This is a genomic window from Stenotrophomonas sp. 109824_Sma (assembly GCF_056480025.1).
Genome location: NZ_CM151078.1, coordinates 1,830,789 through 1,844,941, shown reverse-complemented (window position 1 = coordinate 1,844,941; position 14,153 = coordinate 1,830,789). Strand labels below are relative to the sequence as shown.

Below are 14,153 nucleotides of genomic sequence, written 5' to 3'. Positions count from 1 at the left end.
CAAGGTCGCGCGGACACCAGCGGCGCGTCTCACGACGGCCTATGTGCTGGCTTGAGTGGTGGCCATGACTACCGGCCGTTTGGTAGCGGGAGGTGGATTCGAACCACCGACCTCGTGGTTATGAGCCACGCGAGCTGCCGGACTGCTCTACCCCGCAAACAAGAAGGCCGCTGATCGACCAGCGGACTCCCACGTCCTGGTCAATCAACGGCCTTTGAATGGAGGCGCCCATAAGAACGCCCACTGTAGGAATTCAAACCTACTTTCGGTTCCCGAGGCAACTGCGGTTCCTCATGAGGAAGATTTCTTCCTCATGAGGAAACAAGTGAGGTCAGCTAGGTGAACGTTTTACGCGCCGGGGCCACGCTCCAGCAGCGCCACAACGAGCCCACCTATCATCGACGTGTAGATAACCGACGTGCCGATGGCCACCAATGCCGCAGTGCGCCGGTGGGCGAATGTTCCCCCTAGGCTCCACCCCGCACCAATACAGATCCTCAACGCCAGAAAGGCAACGGCAATCGCTACCACGTAGTTCAGTCCCGGAATTGGGAACAACCGAGCCGGCGCAGCGAACATTGCACCGGCTGCGGTCACCAAGGCGGCAGTGATGGCCAGGGCCTCACCAAACTCGTACCACTTGTCCTTTCCGCTCAACGATCTACCCCTGTCGGCGCAAGCAATGGGCGCAGCCATGGGACTGACCATCAGCCCCTAACAAACCTTAACAAATGTGATAATCCCGGCCAATACAGGGAGGGTGTCGCAATGGTTGAGACCGTACTGGGCATGACCGATCTTCAGATCAAGCTCTTCACTGCAATCGGCCAGATCCTCGTGGCTGCAGCAGTCGGCATCATCGCCTGGCGCCAGTGGCGGACGGCGAGGAACAAACTTAAAGCTGATTTGTTCGACAGGCGATTCACGCTCTTCCGCAACCTCGAAGATGCGCTCGACGTCGCTATGACCGTCAGCAAGCGTCAGGAAGGTTTAGAGGAGCTTGAGTACTACGCCCGGGAGGTGAAGTGGGTGTTCGGCAAGTCTCTCGAGAAGAAGCTCCGGGAACAGGTGATCAAGCCAATCAAGGAACTCGTCGATCTTGTTTCCAAAGCGACTGAGCAGAGGAGATTGGAGAACATTGCCAAAGCCGCGAGGGCCCCTTTCAACGACACTCAGCTTCGAAAACTGAGAGAAAGGATTGCGACCATACGCAAGACTATAGAGAGTTCCCCGGGCAAGCTGCGTACCCTCTTTGATGAACAGCTCACCCTTAAGCACTAGCGCCGAGGGAGCTATCGGTCCGGCACAACCCATAGAGCGTTTCGGAAGCCCCGCCTGCCACCGTGAAGCGCTTCCTGCAGGGCAGCGCTGGCGCACTTGTGGGCCTTGATGTAGTTGCCCTTGCGCATCTTTGCCGACTTGGCCAGGCCAGCGAACGGCTGGCGCCGCTCCGGCCACACCAGTTCGTGGGCTGCGTCGTAGATCACCAGGCGAAGGCGCCACCGATCTGCCGGCTTGCCGAGATCCAGCGGCCGCGGGCGCATTGCGCGCACGTCCTTGGCCACCTGGCGGTAGGCAGCGAGGGAGAGCCTTGCGATCGCAGCGGGGCCCATCCGCGTCGCTACAGCCAGCGCGGTGTGCTTCTCCAGCGGGTTGCGCATGTAGCCGACCGCGCCGGCGATGTCGCTGCTGCCCAGCGGCGCCAAGGTACTGCGCCCCTCCACTGGCATACGGTAGCTCCCGCCAACCAGCAGGCGCGACAGCAGCTCCAGGACATCGCCCTTGCCCTCGTCATCGAATCCATCCGGGGCTGCGCCGCGGCGCCGCTGGCCTGCACCGTCGTCCGCCGGCGGCGGAAGAACCGGTGCACGGCGGCACCAGGCATCCAGCGCCGCCGCCAGGGCACCGGCAGGATCCTGGCCAACGAACACGGCTGAGGATGCCCCGCAGCTGCAGCACTGGATCTGTGCGCCACGCGGGAACAGGCCAGTCGGGGCGGTACCACAGCGGCCACACCGGACTGGCGCGCTGCTATCGAAGATGGCTCCCTGCGACCCGCAGTGCCGGCACTGGAACTGTACGAGCTGCGACTCCCGGCCAGGCCAGCACACCCTCGCCTTGCCGTTGCAGTTGGCGCAGGACGGGATCTTCTTCCCATTGAGGAACGCCACTTCGAGCTCGCGTGCGGCAGCGAGCGCGGTGGTACCGACTGCAGTTTCGTTCATGGCGTCTGTTCCAGGGTCTTCTTGGGATCCGCTGCAGCGCGCGCGGCGCGCGCCTGGGCCAGCACCTGGGCATAGGCCTCGGGGTGCTGGACCTCGAAAGCAGGGAGGGTTCCGCGGGCCCATTTCCCGCCGCCCAGTTGCTTCAGCCATCCGTCGGTCGCGCAGAAGCGGCGCGGATCTACGCCATGGGCCCGGACACCCTTCGCCGTCGTGAAGCCATCGAGCTCGAGATCTGCCAGCACCTTCAGCGCGCCGACCTTCCAGGGCGTCAACTGCAGCGGCGCCGGCACACCTGCGGCCACTTTCGGCACAAACTCAGGCAGCTCACAGCGCCTGGTGGGGTTCCAGTCGAACCATGCCGTGGGCCCCCACTCGCGGAGATCGCCGGATGCCCGGTCCCATGGGGCGGCCTGGTGCAGGCCATGCCGATGCACCTCGCGCTGGATCTGCTGCCCGGGCTCCGTCTTCCACCGGCCGGTGCAGCTGTCCGGCACCAGGACCTGCACACCTAGCGCATCGAGCATGCGTGCAATGCCGTAGTTTGCTGCCGTCGTACAGGGAACCAGCACAGCCCTGAAGTCCGGGCCCCGCTGGTCGGCGTTGCTCCAGTGCGCCGGCAGGATCTGGTCGGCCACCTTGGCGTTGAGCTGCAGCTTCGCCTCGATGCCGAGCTGGTGCCCGGTCGCCTTCCACACAGCGAGGATGTCGAAGCCTGCCGTCTCGGGGTAGATCTCCCAGCCGTCAGTCGCGGTCAGACAGTCGATCAGGCACGTGCACAGGGCAGCTTCGGTCGGGAACCGCGCCTTCAGCTCCGCAGGTTTCATTGGCCCTTCCTCTTGAATGCCTTGGCCATGCCGTCGTACTTGACGACGTCGGCGACCAGTTGCGAGTCCTGGGTGGAGCGGGCGGCGCGCTCGGCCTCGCAGGTCGGTACCGGCAGCGCGCGGAGCTCGGCAAGCCGGGCACGTGCCTGGTTGACCTTGTCCTCGGCCCAGAGCGCCTTGGTCGCGAATGGCCGGTCCTTCGCAGGGCGGTCGACCTTGGGCGGTCCGCCCGCCGAGCAGCGCCGTTCGATCTCCCGCAGCAGGTCGGTGGTGGCCACCGCACTGAGGTCGACGCCGGTACCGCCTAGGCGGCCACTGGATCTCCAGCCGCTCATGCCAGCAACACCTTGATCGGGTAGTGGTGCTCCACTTCGCGCTTCTTGATGCGGAATTCCTTCGTCTCCCGGCCCTTCACGTCCACGAAGTCGACATGCCCGTCGCGCAGGAACACCAGGAAGTCCAGGACGTACCTGGTGCCGCCGGGTAGGTGGATCGGTACCTGGCGCAGCCAGAAGTGCACCTCGCCGGCCTGCTGGCGCAGTTTCAGCTGCTCGTAGTAGCGGGCCTCGCGCTTCGAGTCGAAGCGGATCCCGTCCACCGTGGTGATCACATTGCCGTACTTCGGCCGCTTCTCCACCGGTGCGCGCGGCTGATGGTCGGCCGGCCCACGTGCAGGTGCAGCCTGGCCAGCCTTGTGCACCAGCTGCTGCATACCCTGCGGCATGTCCTCAATTCGGTTGTAGCGGAGCCCACGGTTGCTCATTGGCCACCGTCCTGCGGTAGACCGAGCAACCGTGCAGCGCGCGCTTCGAACGCCTCCAGCTGGTTTCGAACCCGGAGCTCGAACGCCGCATGTTCCTTTGTCACGTCCGCCAGCAGCGCCGCGCACTCGGCCTGCAGGAATGCCAGGCGCTGATCAATGGTGATCTGGCGGAGCTGGGTGCCCTGCCCCGCCATCGGTGACGCGGCAGCCAATGAGGCCGTGCTCCTGCCCGGGGCCGATGGCTGCAGGACCCGCGCCTGGCCAGCTGCGATCGACCAAGTCGGCTCGGCACGCCCATAACGGCGATTCGCCCTGTCGTCGCCCTGGGTGACCAGTTGCTCGCCGAGCATGCCACGCAGTATCCCGGCCACAGCGGCTGGGGTGATCGCTGCGCATTCCCTGGGGTGGCCCATGGCCAGCGCCAGGGTCGTCATGGCCTCGTGCACTTCGGAGGCCGTCATCGGTTCGCTGGCCTCCTGCAGGGCATACAGCACCTGCGACCGGTGGTAGCTGCGCAGTTGCTCCTGGTCGATCATCGATCCAGCCCTGCCGCTGCCATCTTGCCCGTCGCCGGCGGATGGTCGTCGTTGCCTGGCTCTGCAGATCCCTTGCCGAAGATCTCCGCGATCTCGCGCTCAGCACGGCGGAGTGCTTCAGGGCTGGCCGGTACCGGCGTGGCCACAGCGGCCTGGCCCAGGACCGCCACCGGCTCGTCCGGCAGCTGCCCGCCGCGCATCACGTATTCGCGCGCCTGGTCGTAGGCCTCCCGCAACAGGCGATCGCTCTTGTCGGCACTCGATGTGCGGTAGCGATGGCCGTCCAGGTACTGCCACACCAGGCGCGTGAAGCCGTCCCGGCGGCCGGTGTCGTTGCGGACAGCGGCGAAGCTCGGCACACCCAGGCAGCGCAGCCGGAACTCCGGCAGGGTCGGTGGCCACGGGTCGGCCGAGGCGATGCTCGAGCCCAGGCCCGCGGCCAGCTGGTCCCCGGTGAGCCCGGCAAGCCCTTTCGCCCAGGTAGCGGCAGCGCCGCCGCTGGGATCCTCGCCGTAGGCGCTGGTCCAGCGGTAGCCGTAGATCTCAGCCATGCGCACCCACAGCGTGCGCGTAGCCCGGGCCGTCAAGGGCGCCTGCTGTGCCGGCGGCGGCGTCTGCCTCTGCAGCGGCGTCACGGAGCTCGTCTGCCTCTGCGCGACGTCGGACTCGTTCGGCAGCAGAGCCTGAATTGTTGGCATGGTCGGTCCCCTCGGGTTTCGGTGTTACGGGCAGTGCCAGGCCTGCAGCCATCGTCTGGCGCAGGGAGCGATTGAGGTCGTGGCCGTCGGCCGTGAGCTGACGGAAGCGCGGCTGTAGTTCCAGCCAGCTGCTGATCGTCATCGGCTTGCCCAGCACACGGCGGTGCCGCACGAACCTGGCCAGGACTTGCGGGTCCAGACCCGGCGGCAATCGGGGGATGCCCATCAGCTCGCGCTTGACCTCGTCGTCGCTGAGCTGCGGCACCACCGCATCGTCGTCGCGCGCCTGCGCGTTTGACGGTTCAATGACCTTTACTGACCTTTCATGACCTTTAGGGTCCGTCTCGCGGACCGGTTGAGTACGCGAGACGGACCGGTCAGGTCCGCCAGACGTACCGGTCGAGTTCGCGAGACGTACCGGTCGTTCTTGCGCACCGGTACTTCCCGCGTACCGGTCGGAGCCTTCAGTCTCTTCCAACCCGTCCGTATCGCGTACCGGTTCGGCATTCGTACCGGTCTGCGTGCCGGACCGGTCTACACCTTCGCCGTTCTCCGACCGGTCCGTCGGGCGAACCGGTTTGGATGCACGCCGTGGCTTCGACGCGAACACCTCTGGGTCCAGGCGGCCAAGGTTGAGGCTGTACCGGTTGCTGTACTTGGTGCCGCCGGCATCACTGCCGCCGCGGCGGATGGTCAGCACCTGGTTGTCTTCCAGCCACGCGATCGCGCTGAGCAGCGCGGTCTTGCTCAGGCAGGTCTTCTGGATCAACGTGGTGAATCCCGGATAGGCCATGCCGAAGTCGTCCGCGTGCCACGCCAGCGCCATCAGCAACGCCTTTGCGGGCGGCGGCATCTGCAGCTTCCAGCAGAGCTCCGTGATTTTGTTGCTCATTGCGCAGGCCTATCCCGTTACGGGCAGCCCACGCTTTGGACGGCGTTGCCCCTGATGGGCGCGCTCCAATCGCTCGGGCTGGTGCTGAACTGCGCGCGACCCTGTCCATGGATGGCACCTGGGCGCGGCTCCGGCGCGGGCGTGTTGAGGCGTTCCAGCTGGCCGGCGGCGCGCTCCACGGCGGCTGCACACTGCGCCTGGACGTCGAGCAGCTGCTGCATCAGCTCCTGCCGGCGGTGCTCGGTCGGGATCGAGCGGACCTCATAACCAAGATCCGCGGCCATGGCCAGGAAGAGCTGGTGCCGGCCGAAGCGGCGCATCAGCGCCCACAGCTCGCCGATCTTGAAGAACTCGGCCTTGTTCGGGTTGAGGCAGCTGTTGAACTTGGCAACAGCGCTGGTCCAGTCCTTCAGCTTCTCCTGATCCCAGAAGCCGTTGTCCAGCAAGAACTGAATCATCGCGTTGCGGGTGTGTGCGTCGACATCGCACGTGGCCTTCAGGGCCGCCAGTGCGTCCTGCAGCCAGGTTTCATCGATCCAGGGCATGGGAGTCCTCGGTAGTAAGGGCGGGTCCTCCGGCTGGCAGAATGGCGGTGCAACCCAACCCAAACACCAACCGGAGACACCCATGGCAGATTTGCAGCAACTTGCAATTGACTTTGACGGCTTCCAGCACCGCGTCCGCGGACAGTTCGAGGCGGTCGCTCAGGACATGCACGTACTCCATGGTGAGAAGGCAGCCATGGACCTATGGATTCATGCGCTGATCGCTACTCATCCAAACCCAGCCGCTCTGAAGGCTCGGGTCCAAGACCTTGTCGGACAGGTAGAGAAAGCGGGTACGCCAGACTGGGCGGTTCAGAGACGAGATTCCCTGACCCGGATGCTTCAGCGGTATGGCGCCTTCTTCGATCAGATTCATCCGGGGGTCTGATTTCCCCGGAGTTGTCGTCGAAAACCGGCGCCCAATGCCCTGGTCGACTCGGATCTCGAGTTTCGGCGGTAAACACCAGGTCCGATGCGCCGACATGCTTGTCGGCCATCGGCTTGCAATCGCCAGACATCACTCGGCACCTCCAGATGAACGTGGCACACCCTTGTTCGTAGGCATCAGTTGCCGACTACTGACAGAATCGACCCCCGCCCAAAGGACAATCTCCCCCATGACCCCATCCGAGCTGGAAGCCCGGTTCGCCCAATACGACGAACGAATCGCCGCCTTGGAGGCTGAAAAGCAGGCGAACAGCTGGTTCACGCTGGCCGTCATTGGCAGTCATCCCGACACAGAAATGCTGCTGGAGGTGGTTCGCGCCGCCATCCAAACACTGCGCGGCAAAACCTCGCCCGAAGCCCCAGCCGGCGTGGCCGCTGCGACCGTGCTTCGCCTGTTGGAGATCGAGCGTCAGATCCTGAAGGCGCAGCAGAGCCGCCAGGAGCTGGCGGAGGCGGCGGAAGCGGAGCGGCTGTTGGAACAGCAGCGCGCTGGTTCTGAGCAGGAACGCTAGACGCCGGCTGCCGCTGCTCCAGCGCGCGCACTCGGCGCTCCAGCGCTCCGATGCGCTTCAGCGCCGCGGTCATGACGGTCGGCGTGCTCGCAGGCAGCGCGTTCGACCGGCCTGCGGTATTGCGGCCGCTGTTCATCGCGCCCCCTTACCGAACACCACCAGAAGGCGGCCCCAGAATCCGACCGGCGGCGGCGGCGCTTTCGTCGCGGTCCGCATGGAATCTTCGTGCTGCTGGACGCGCCAAGCGCTGAGGTCGTCGACCTGGCGCTGGAGGTCCCGGACCTGGTTGCGCAGCGCGCGCAGCTCACGGATCTCACGCCCGTGGCCTTGGCCCTCCCCTTCGCGAGGATTGCTGAGGTGTCGACGGGCCATCAGGCTGTCTCCAGCGGAACGATGCGGCCGGCGTCCACGTCGCCGCTCGGTTCGGTGCGCTGTTCCATAACCGGATCCATAACCGGATCGGCCTGCGCCACCACTTCGGCCAGGCCGCCCCGTTCCAGGCCTTCGAAGGCGTTCAGCGCCTCGATCAGCTGCTGCAGGCTGGCGATCGTCGGGTTCGTTATCTGCCCGTGCGCCAGCTTCGTCAGCCACGAATAGCCGATGTCCGGGTTCTGCCGGGCGATCTCGGCGTACTTCCCTTCATGCGCACGCAGGCGCACCACGGTTTGATGCAAGAGGGTATCGGCGTCCATGTCCGCAACCTATCATTCTAATGCTAGGCAATCAAGCATCGAAGAGCGTTCAGCCATCACTAGCATGGTAGCCATGGCAAGACGTCCCTCGAGCGCAGATGTCATCGCCGCCAATGTGCGGCGACTGATGAAGCACCTGAACCTCTCTCAGGCAGAGCTCGGCCGCAAAGCCGGGGTTGCGCAAACTCTGCTGTCGGGGCTGCTGAGCCCGGATGGCGCCTCCAAGAACCCGACCTCTTCGACCGTCGACAAGCTCGCCGACGCCTTCAAGATCACACCTTGGAAGCTCCTGGTTCAGGACATCACGCTGGATAGCCTCTTGGACGAGGAGGTCGAACGCCTGGTGGACGCCTTCGCCACGGTGCCACCAGAGGGCCGTTCGGTAATTCTGCGGGTGGCTGATGCTGAAGTTCGCTACTCCCAGGTGCCGGCGACCGTTCCGATCAAGGACACAGGGACATGATCAGCCATGGGAATACTCGACTTTCTTGGTAGTGCAGCAGGCGTCATGACGATGCAGACGGGCGCGGATGTATTCATTCACCGCCATACGCGCGTCATCACCTTCAACCTGCCGTCCCAATGGCGTGACCACGCCAACAAGCTCGTCAAGGAACGCTTCCAGGCGCAGCTCGTCCGGTCCGAAATGGATGCGGCGCTGCTGAAGCTCGCGGTGTTCTGGACCTGCGCGATGCAAAGCGATCCTGCTCGGGCAGAGCAAATCGCCGACGCCATGTACGACCTCCGCACTGCCGCGGGAGGCGGGATCACGCCTGGCCTGTCCCTTGAAGTCAGGGAATTCACCGGCCACTAAATCCTGATCAATCAGCTGCTTAGCATCAAGTCGGGACTATCTATCATTTTAGTGCTTGACTGTTCACCAACCTATCATTATGTTGCTAGCCATCCCAAGCACGGATGGTTGAGCACATGTCTGCACTGTCTTCGTCGCTGTACCTGGCACTTGGCATCGCCACTGCCACCGGCATTGGCGCCACCTTCTCCACTTCGTCCCCTTCCACAGACGAACCCGGCCAGACCGTCCGGGCACCAGCTGCACTGGTGATCACCAGCCCGCGCATCTGCGCGGCGCTGGAGGTCTACACCCTGGCCAACGAGAACGACTGGGGCCTGCGCACCACCATCGCGCAGGCAGTGCTCAACGGCTTCAACGATGCCGGCCGCGTGCCGGACTGTGCCGCCGGCGTCTCCGCCGCGTTGGCCAAGGACTTCTCCCCCTATCGCTGGCAGCTCGCGCTCGACGCCGTCGACGCGGTTGTCGCCGGTACCTATTCCGTTTCCCCCGACGCCTGCGCCCGGGCCAATACCGTCGTCCTCCTGTCGACGGAAGCCACCTCCCCAGTGGTGGCCCGGGCGCAGTGCGTCATCTATGACCTGGCTTTCGTGGAGGTGCACTGATGGCCTTCACCGAACGCCGCTGCCGCATCTGCGGCTGCACCGAGCTGCAGGCCTGCCGCGGCGGCTGCTCCTGGATCGACAAGGATCTCTGCAGCAGCTGCGGCGAGGCTGCCAGCCATACCGCGCCCGTCATCATGGGGCAGCGCCTGCTGATCGCCGGCAGCAGCATCAAGCTCAGCCGCACCGAGGCCGTGGTGATGCAGGTCCTGGTCGCGGCCCCGGATCGCCTGGTGGACGTCGACGCGCTGCACGCGGCGATGTACCCGGGCAGCAAGCCCCCGTCGCGGGAATCCAACGTCCTGCAGGTGCTGGTGTCGCGCGTGCGCCGCAAGCTCGCTGACGCTGGCCACAAGCACGCCATCGAGACCATCCGCCTGCGCGGCTACCGCTTCGTGATGCCCCAAGGGGGTGGCGCGTGACCGCCCAAGTCGACTTCACTGCCAAATGCTTCGGCGCGAACCTTCGCCTCACCCGGGAGAGTGACAGCTCCTGGCGCGTGTCGCTCTACACCTTCGTCGGCAAGAACAAGACGCTCCGAAACATCGCCTTCGCCTGTACCCATCCCGGCAAAGTGCCGCGCGTAGTTCCGCCCGATGCTGACGCCGACACGCCCGCCGCTCTGTGGCTTGGCTCTGCCGCCTTCGATCTACCGGACACCCTCGCCCCGAAGATCCAGGCCTTCCTCGCTGAGCATGCCAAAGGCGGTGCCGCATGAACGCGCCTGGTGAAGTGCTGGCGGCCAAGCTGGCCGGTCGATGTGCGAATGGCCTCGAGCGCGGCCAGGGCACCAAGCTGCACGCGATTCCCGCCGCCCAGGTGCGCCAGCATGCTGGTTTTGTCGAAGCCACTGGCAAGGCACTGTGCGGTGCACAGCCTGGTCGCCGGTCGGTGGGTTGGACCGTGTGCGAGCAGCATCTGGTGTCCTGCCCTCGCTGCCAGCGGGTCCTTGCCCGCGTCAAAGGCGGTGCAGCATGAAGACGGAAGAGATCATCGCCGAGGCCACCGGTGCGCTGTTCCGGCGCGTGCTGGCCATCGGCACCGCCGCCGGCTTCGTGCTGGGCGTGTTCGCAACCCTCGGATCCCGGGCGGTGCTGTCATGACCATCGTGAACATGACGGTCGACGCCGAGATCGACCTCGACGACCTGGTCGAGAACCTGGGACCGCAGAGCAAGGAATACCTCACGAACCTGCTGAAAGTCGACGGCGAAGCAGCGCGCGCGCCAGATGGCCGCACCTTCGAACAGATCATCGAAGCCGCGTTCTATGAGACGCGAGCAATGCCGTCAGTACCGCGGGCGTTGGTCGAGCTGTTCTGGGTAGTGCACGGGAGGGCCATGTCATGACGCCAGACCTGCACCTGCTGGGCCACGGCGTCGACGCGATCCTGCAGCACGACCTGGACCGCATGCCGCCGGCAATCACCCCCGCGGCGCGCGTGCAGCGCTACCAGCGCGCGGTGTCGATCGCACCGCCGGACCAGTGGCGCGCGCTGCGGATCCGCTTCGGCACGATCTTCCAGACCGCCTGGAGCGCGGGGATGAAGCCCGACCTGGCCACCTGGGCGCGGAAGTTCCAGCGCATCGCCGAGGCCTGCCGACCATGAGGCTCTTCCACGTCCACATCCCGGGCGTGGCTGGACCGCACAGCGTCATCGCAGAAGCCGAGCAGGCCGCGATCGACGACGCGCTCTACAGCCTGGGCCTTTCCGAACTGCCCGAAGGCAGCAGCGTCACCTCTGAACAGACCGGAGACACCTGATGTTCTTCCGCAACCTCACGATGTTCACCTATCCGCAGCTGCAGATGTTCGACTGGCAGGACGGCCTGCAGGCGCGTGCCCTGAAGCCGGTCGGCCCGCTGGAAATGTGCTCGGCCGGCTTCATTTCGCCATTCGGCCGCGAAGAGAAGGAGCTGCTGTCGCACGAAATCGGCCGCTGCATGTGGATGGCCATCGGCGCCGAAGAGAAGATCCTGCCGCCGGCGGTGGTGAACAACCTGCTCGACCTCAAGCTGCTGGAGATCGAGGAACGCGACGGGCGCCGCCCCGGCGGCCGCGAACGGAAGCGCATCAAGGACGACCTGCTGCACGAGCTGCTGCCTCGTGCCTTCGTCCGCCCCTCCCGCACGGATCTCTACCTGGACCACCAGCGCGGCGTTGTGTTCGTCGACACCAGCAGCCGTAAGACAGGCGAGGCCGCCATGAGCCAGCTGCGCAACGTGGTCGGCAGCTTCCCCGCCCTGCCCTTGAATGCCGAGGTTTCGCCGCGGGCGATTCTGACCGGTTGGGTTGCCGGTGAAGCCCTTCCCGATGGCCTCTGCCTGGGCGAGGAATGCGAGCTGCGCGATCCAGTCGAAGGCGGCGCAATCGTTCGCTGCCAGCACCACGAACTGCGCTGCGACGAGGTCGACCTGCACCTGGAGACCGGCAAGCAGGTCACCAAGCTCGCCCTGGTGCTGGACGACCACCTCTCCTTCGTCCTCGGTGACGACCTGATCGTCCGAAAGCTCCGTTTCCTGGACGGCGCAGTGGAGCAGCTGCAGCACGGCGACGAGGACGGCAGGCGCGCCGAGTTCGATGCCCGGTTCGCCCTGCAGATCGCCGAAGTCGGCCGGCTCTACGACCTGGTCCGCAAGCAGTTCCGCCTCACCACCTACGCATGAGGTTGCCATGCACCCGACTTCCCTGATCACCGGCCGTTTCCCTCTCAACACGTTGCTGGCTCATGCGCTGGCTCAGGCACGCGTGGCCAGCCCGGAGCTGGCAAGGCACCTGCGCCGCATTGCGCCACGCCATCGCACAACCTGGGCGCCGGCCGGTGGTGGCCACGCCGAGCGAGCGCGCCGCGTGCGCCAGATCCAGGCCGGCTCGCTGACCGCGGCCAATGGCCTGATCCCCACATACACGGGGGATCACTCATGAACCGCGTTCGCGCCTTCCTGTGTGCCCTGTTCGGCTGCGCGCGCGACTGGCCGGATATGGAGTCGTGCGCCCGCTGCGGCAGCTACATGGATCTGCAGGCGCCGCCCCGCACTGTGGGCCGGCGCGTATTGGACCGCGTCGCCACTGCACTGATCCAGCGCGGCACCCGCACGCCCTACTTCCACCTGGTCAACGCCGATGGCACGCCCTACATGGACCGCTTCTGGCTGCTGCGTATCGGCCGCGCCGGCGTCGACGACCGTGGTCAGCCCCGGCCCTGGTTGGCCCTGCGTCTGCACCACATCCGCAGCAGCGACCACGGCGGCGTCTTCCACGACCACCCCTGGTCCTTCTTCAGTCTGATCCTGCGCGGTGGGTACTTCGAGCATCGCCCCTTCGACGGGCCGCTGCCGGCGGTACCGGACGCGGTGCCCTCGGCGATCGCCGAGGAACCGTACTCGTCGACCTGGTATGGCGCTGGCCAGCTGCTGTTCCGCCGTGCTGAGGGCTGGCATCGCATCGCGCTGGCCGAGGACCTGCAGGCCGAAGGCACCTGGACGGTGGTGCTGACCCTACCGCCGCGCGCGCACAGCTGGGGCTTCCGAATCCGCGGTCAGAAGATCGAGCACGGCGAGTTCTTCCGGAAGGAAGCCATTCGGCAGCGCGCGCGGCGGCAGCCCCCCGCTCCAAGGCGTTCCGGGTGGAACCCGTGACCCATGACGCGCAAGTCACACCCCAACGCGCGCCGGCCCTGGACGGTCGACGAGGACGAGACGCTGCGGCTGAACTGGCCGCGGTTTCCCGCCTTTCTGATCGCCCACGTCCTCGAGCGGCCCAAGGCCGCGGTGTACCGACGAGCAGCGTTGCTGGGCCTGCAGAAGGCCGAGGACTTCCACACCCAGCCGATGGCCGCGCTCTGGAACGGGACGCAGGAACCGGGATCGATCGCGTCACGGATCAAGCCCGGCAGCACCCCACCGAACAAGGGCCTGCGGCGACCTGGCTGGTATGCCGGCCGGATGCGAGAAACCCAGTTCAAGAAGGGGCGCCCGGCCAGCGAGGCGCGCAACTACGTGCCGATCGGGACCGAGAAGGTCGATCCGAAACGGAAGGTGCTGATGCGCAAGGTCACAGACGACCCAGCCCTGTTCCCAGTCAATCGCTGGCGCCCGGTGCACGTGATGGTCTGGGAGGCGGCAAACGGCCCGGTACCGGAGGGACACATCGTGGTGTTCCGGCCCGGCCTGAAGACGCTGGTCGCCGCCGAGATCACTGCTGATCGCCTCGAGACCGTGACCCTCGCCGAGAACATGCGGCGCAACAGCTACCACAACCGGTTCCCGCCGGAACTGAAAGAACTTGTCCACCTGAAGTCCAGCATCACGCGCCGGCTCAAGAGGCGAATCAAGGAGCAAGAAGATGAAGAACAAGGTCAGTGACGTCCGCGACCACCTGGTCGCCATGCTCGAACGCTTGGGCGACGACGACCTGAGTGCCGAACAGATGGGCCAGGTCATCGAGCGCGCCAAGGCCTCGACCATCGTGGCCACCACCTACATCGGTGCGGTGAAGGTCGAGCTCGACGCGATCCGGTTGGCCCATGAAACCGGAAACCTGACGGCGGCAGTTGCCGAGCCCCAGCAGCTCCCCACGTTGCTGCCCGGCCAGAGGCGCTGACG

General features: G+C 65.7%; 29 protein-coding genes and 1 tRNA gene. 18 read left to right on the top strand and 12 right to left on the bottom strand.

The genetic code is table 11. The features are described from left to right. Positions 1–80: 80 nt before the first annotated feature. A tRNA-Met gene (locus tag ACZK1G_RS08890) sits at positions 81–157 on the bottom strand. A gap of 191 nt (positions 158–348) precedes the next feature. After that, the gene (locus ACZK1G_RS08885; RefSeq protein WP_157804529.1) at positions 349–696 is read right to left on the bottom strand and encodes a hypothetical protein; all 348 of its coding nucleotides are present in this window, start codon (positions 694–696) and stop codon (positions 349–351) included. A gap of 72 nt (positions 697–768) precedes the next feature. On the opposite strand from ACZK1G_RS08885, the gene ACZK1G_RS08880 reads away from it, so the two are divergent. Then, complete coding sequence (locus ACZK1G_RS08880; protein WP_100441486.1) at positions 769–1,281, top strand: hypothetical protein; 513 nt, start codon at positions 769–771, stop codon at positions 1,279–1,281. Between the two features lie 11 nt (positions 1,282–1,292). Here the strand turns inward: ACZK1G_RS08880 and ACZK1G_RS08875 are convergent, their stop codons facing one another. From ACZK1G_RS08875 to ACZK1G_RS08840, 8 genes are read right to left on the bottom strand one after another with little or no spacing between them, the layout of a single operon-like run. Continuing rightward, entirely contained in the window at positions 1,293–2,225 is a 933-nt protein-coding gene (locus tag ACZK1G_RS08875) for a hypothetical protein (protein ID WP_100441485.1), read from the bottom strand. Further along, positions 2,222–3,049 carry a hypothetical protein gene (locus ACZK1G_RS08870; RefSeq protein ID WP_100441484.1) on the bottom strand — a complete coding sequence of 276 codons (828 nt, stop codon included), beginning with the start codon at positions 3,047–3,049 and terminating at the stop codon, positions 2,222–2,224. Before ACZK1G_RS08870 ends, ACZK1G_RS08875 begins: the two co-directional genes overlap by 4 nt. Then, positions 3,046–3,384: a hypothetical protein gene (locus ACZK1G_RS08865; protein ID WP_100441483.1), complete on the bottom strand. Its 339-nt coding sequence runs from the start codon at positions 3,382–3,384 to the stop codon at positions 3,046–3,048. Before ACZK1G_RS08865 ends, ACZK1G_RS08870 begins: the two co-directional genes overlap by 4 nt. Beyond that, the gene (locus ACZK1G_RS08860) at positions 3,381–3,812 is read right to left on the bottom strand and encodes a DUF1064 domain-containing protein (protein ID WP_100441482.1); all 432 of its coding nucleotides are present in this window, start codon (positions 3,810–3,812) and stop codon (positions 3,381–3,383) included. Before ACZK1G_RS08860 ends, ACZK1G_RS08865 begins: the two co-directional genes overlap by 4 nt. After that, positions 3,809–4,348, bottom strand: coding sequence for a hypothetical protein (locus ACZK1G_RS08855; protein WP_100441481.1), 540 nt, complete (start codon positions 4,346–4,348; stop codon positions 3,809–3,811). The genes ACZK1G_RS08860 and ACZK1G_RS08855 overlap by 4 nt, the downstream gene beginning before the upstream one ends. Continuing rightward, positions 4,345–4,899 (bottom strand): hypothetical protein, encoded by a 555-nt coding sequence (locus tag ACZK1G_RS08850; protein WP_100441480.1) that lies wholly within the window; start codon positions 4,897–4,899, stop codon positions 4,345–4,347. Before ACZK1G_RS08850 ends, ACZK1G_RS08855 begins: the two co-directional genes overlap by 4 nt. Then, positions 4,892–5,938: a helix-turn-helix domain-containing protein gene (locus ACZK1G_RS08845; RefSeq protein ID WP_100441479.1), complete on the bottom strand. Its 1,047-nt coding sequence runs from the start codon at positions 5,936–5,938 to the stop codon at positions 4,892–4,894. The genes ACZK1G_RS08850 and ACZK1G_RS08845 overlap by 8 nt, the downstream gene beginning before the upstream one ends. A 17-nt stretch (positions 5,939–5,955) precedes the next feature. Next, positions 5,956–6,483, bottom strand: a complete 528-nt coding sequence (locus ACZK1G_RS08840; RefSeq protein ID WP_100441478.1) for a hypothetical protein — start codon at positions 6,481–6,483, stop codon at positions 5,956–5,958. An 82-nt stretch (positions 6,484–6,565) separates the two neighbouring features. Here ACZK1G_RS08840 and ACZK1G_RS08835 point away from each other — a divergent pair, with 82 nt between their 5' ends. Continuing rightward, on the top strand, positions 6,566–6,871 hold the full coding sequence (locus tag ACZK1G_RS08835; protein ID WP_088475871.1) for a hypothetical protein: 306 nt from the start codon (positions 6,566–6,568) through the stop codon (positions 6,869–6,871). A gap of 229 nt (positions 6,872–7,100) precedes the next feature. Further along, on the top strand, positions 7,101–7,442 hold the full coding sequence (locus tag ACZK1G_RS08830) for a hypothetical protein (protein WP_088435592.1): 342 nt from the start codon (positions 7,101–7,103) through the stop codon (positions 7,440–7,442). A 132-nt stretch (positions 7,443–7,574) separates the two neighbouring features. On the opposite strand, the gene ACZK1G_RS08825 is transcribed toward ACZK1G_RS08830, so the two are convergent. Together ACZK1G_RS08825 and ACZK1G_RS08820 are read right to left on the bottom strand one after the other, a co-directional pair. Beyond that, positions 7,575–7,814, bottom strand: coding sequence for a hypothetical protein (locus ACZK1G_RS08825; RefSeq protein WP_088475872.1), 240 nt, complete (start codon positions 7,812–7,814; stop codon positions 7,575–7,577). Then, positions 7,814–8,134 (bottom strand): hypothetical protein, encoded by a 321-nt coding sequence (locus ACZK1G_RS08820; protein WP_406752889.1) that lies wholly within the window; start codon positions 8,132–8,134, stop codon positions 7,814–7,816. Before ACZK1G_RS08820 ends, ACZK1G_RS08825 begins: the two co-directional genes overlap by 1 nt. A 127-nt stretch (positions 8,135–8,261) precedes the next feature. On the opposite strand from ACZK1G_RS08820, the gene ACZK1G_RS08815 reads away from it, so the two are divergent. The 15 genes from ACZK1G_RS08815 to ACZK1G_RS08745 all read left to right on the top strand — a co-directional run bounded on the left by ACZK1G_RS08815 (position 8,262) and on the right by ACZK1G_RS08745 (position 14,151). After that, positions 8,262–8,597, top strand: coding sequence for a helix-turn-helix domain-containing protein (locus ACZK1G_RS08815; RefSeq protein WP_478448259.1), 336 nt, complete (start codon positions 8,262–8,264; stop codon positions 8,595–8,597). Positions 8,598–8,642: 45 nt separating this feature from the next. Continuing rightward, on the top strand, positions 8,643–8,948 hold the full coding sequence (locus ACZK1G_RS08810; protein WP_478448258.1) for a hypothetical protein: 306 nt from the start codon (positions 8,643–8,645) through the stop codon (positions 8,946–8,948). A 116-nt stretch (positions 8,949–9,064) separates the two neighbouring features. Next, positions 9,065–9,553, top strand: coding sequence for a hypothetical protein (locus tag ACZK1G_RS08805; RefSeq protein ID WP_478448257.1), 489 nt, complete (start codon positions 9,065–9,067; stop codon positions 9,551–9,553). Next, the gene (locus tag ACZK1G_RS08800) at positions 9,553–9,972 is read left to right on the top strand and encodes a helix-turn-helix domain-containing protein (protein ID WP_478448256.1); all 420 of its coding nucleotides are present in this window, start codon (positions 9,553–9,555) and stop codon (positions 9,970–9,972) included. Before ACZK1G_RS08805 ends, ACZK1G_RS08800 begins: the two co-directional genes overlap by 1 nt. After that, positions 9,969–10,268 carry a hypothetical protein gene (locus ACZK1G_RS08795; protein WP_478448254.1) on the top strand — a complete coding sequence of 100 codons (300 nt, stop codon included), beginning with the start codon at positions 9,969–9,971 and terminating at the stop codon, positions 10,266–10,268. The genes ACZK1G_RS08800 and ACZK1G_RS08795 overlap by 4 nt, the downstream gene beginning before the upstream one ends. Continuing rightward, positions 10,265–10,528, top strand: coding sequence for a hypothetical protein (locus ACZK1G_RS08790; protein WP_478448252.1), 264 nt, complete (start codon positions 10,265–10,267; stop codon positions 10,526–10,528). The genes ACZK1G_RS08795 and ACZK1G_RS08790 overlap by 4 nt, the downstream gene beginning before the upstream one ends. Further along, positions 10,525–10,653: a hypothetical protein gene (locus ACZK1G_RS08785; RefSeq protein WP_268233548.1), complete on the top strand. Its 129-nt coding sequence runs from the start codon at positions 10,525–10,527 to the stop codon at positions 10,651–10,653. The genes ACZK1G_RS08790 and ACZK1G_RS08785 overlap by 4 nt, the downstream gene beginning before the upstream one ends. Beyond that, entirely contained in the window at positions 10,650–10,898 is a 249-nt protein-coding gene (locus ACZK1G_RS08780) for a hypothetical protein (protein ID WP_242875747.1), read from the top strand. The genes ACZK1G_RS08785 and ACZK1G_RS08780 overlap by 4 nt, the downstream gene beginning before the upstream one ends. Beyond that, positions 10,895–11,158, top strand: a complete 264-nt coding sequence (locus ACZK1G_RS08775) for a hypothetical protein (protein WP_478448250.1) — start codon at positions 10,895–10,897, stop codon at positions 11,156–11,158. The genes ACZK1G_RS08780 and ACZK1G_RS08775 overlap by 4 nt, the downstream gene beginning before the upstream one ends. Then, entirely contained in the window at positions 11,155–11,313 is a 159-nt protein-coding gene (locus ACZK1G_RS08770; RefSeq protein WP_196239340.1) for a hypothetical protein, read from the top strand. Before ACZK1G_RS08775 ends, ACZK1G_RS08770 begins: the two co-directional genes overlap by 4 nt. Continuing rightward, positions 11,313–12,215, top strand: a complete 903-nt coding sequence (locus tag ACZK1G_RS08765) for a recombination-associated protein RdgC (protein ID WP_478448248.1) — start codon at positions 11,313–11,315, stop codon at positions 12,213–12,215. The genes ACZK1G_RS08770 and ACZK1G_RS08765 overlap by 1 nt, the downstream gene beginning before the upstream one ends. A 7-nt stretch (positions 12,216–12,222) precedes the next feature. Next, positions 12,223–12,474, top strand: a complete 252-nt coding sequence (locus ACZK1G_RS08760; RefSeq protein WP_478448246.1) for a hypothetical protein — start codon at positions 12,223–12,225, stop codon at positions 12,472–12,474. Next, entirely contained in the window at positions 12,471–13,187 is a 717-nt protein-coding gene (locus ACZK1G_RS08755) for a hypothetical protein (protein ID WP_478448244.1), read from the top strand. The genes ACZK1G_RS08760 and ACZK1G_RS08755 overlap by 4 nt, the downstream gene beginning before the upstream one ends. Positions 13,188–13,190: 3 nt before the next feature. Then, complete coding sequence (locus ACZK1G_RS08750; protein ID WP_100441467.1) at positions 13,191–13,913, top strand: HNH endonuclease; 723 nt, start codon at positions 13,191–13,193, stop codon at positions 13,911–13,913. Beyond that, positions 13,894–14,151, top strand: a complete 258-nt coding sequence (locus ACZK1G_RS08745; RefSeq protein WP_478448242.1) for a hypothetical protein — start codon at positions 13,894–13,896, stop codon at positions 14,149–14,151. Before ACZK1G_RS08750 ends, ACZK1G_RS08745 begins: the two co-directional genes overlap by 20 nt. Positions 14,152–14,153 lie beyond the last annotated feature (2 nt).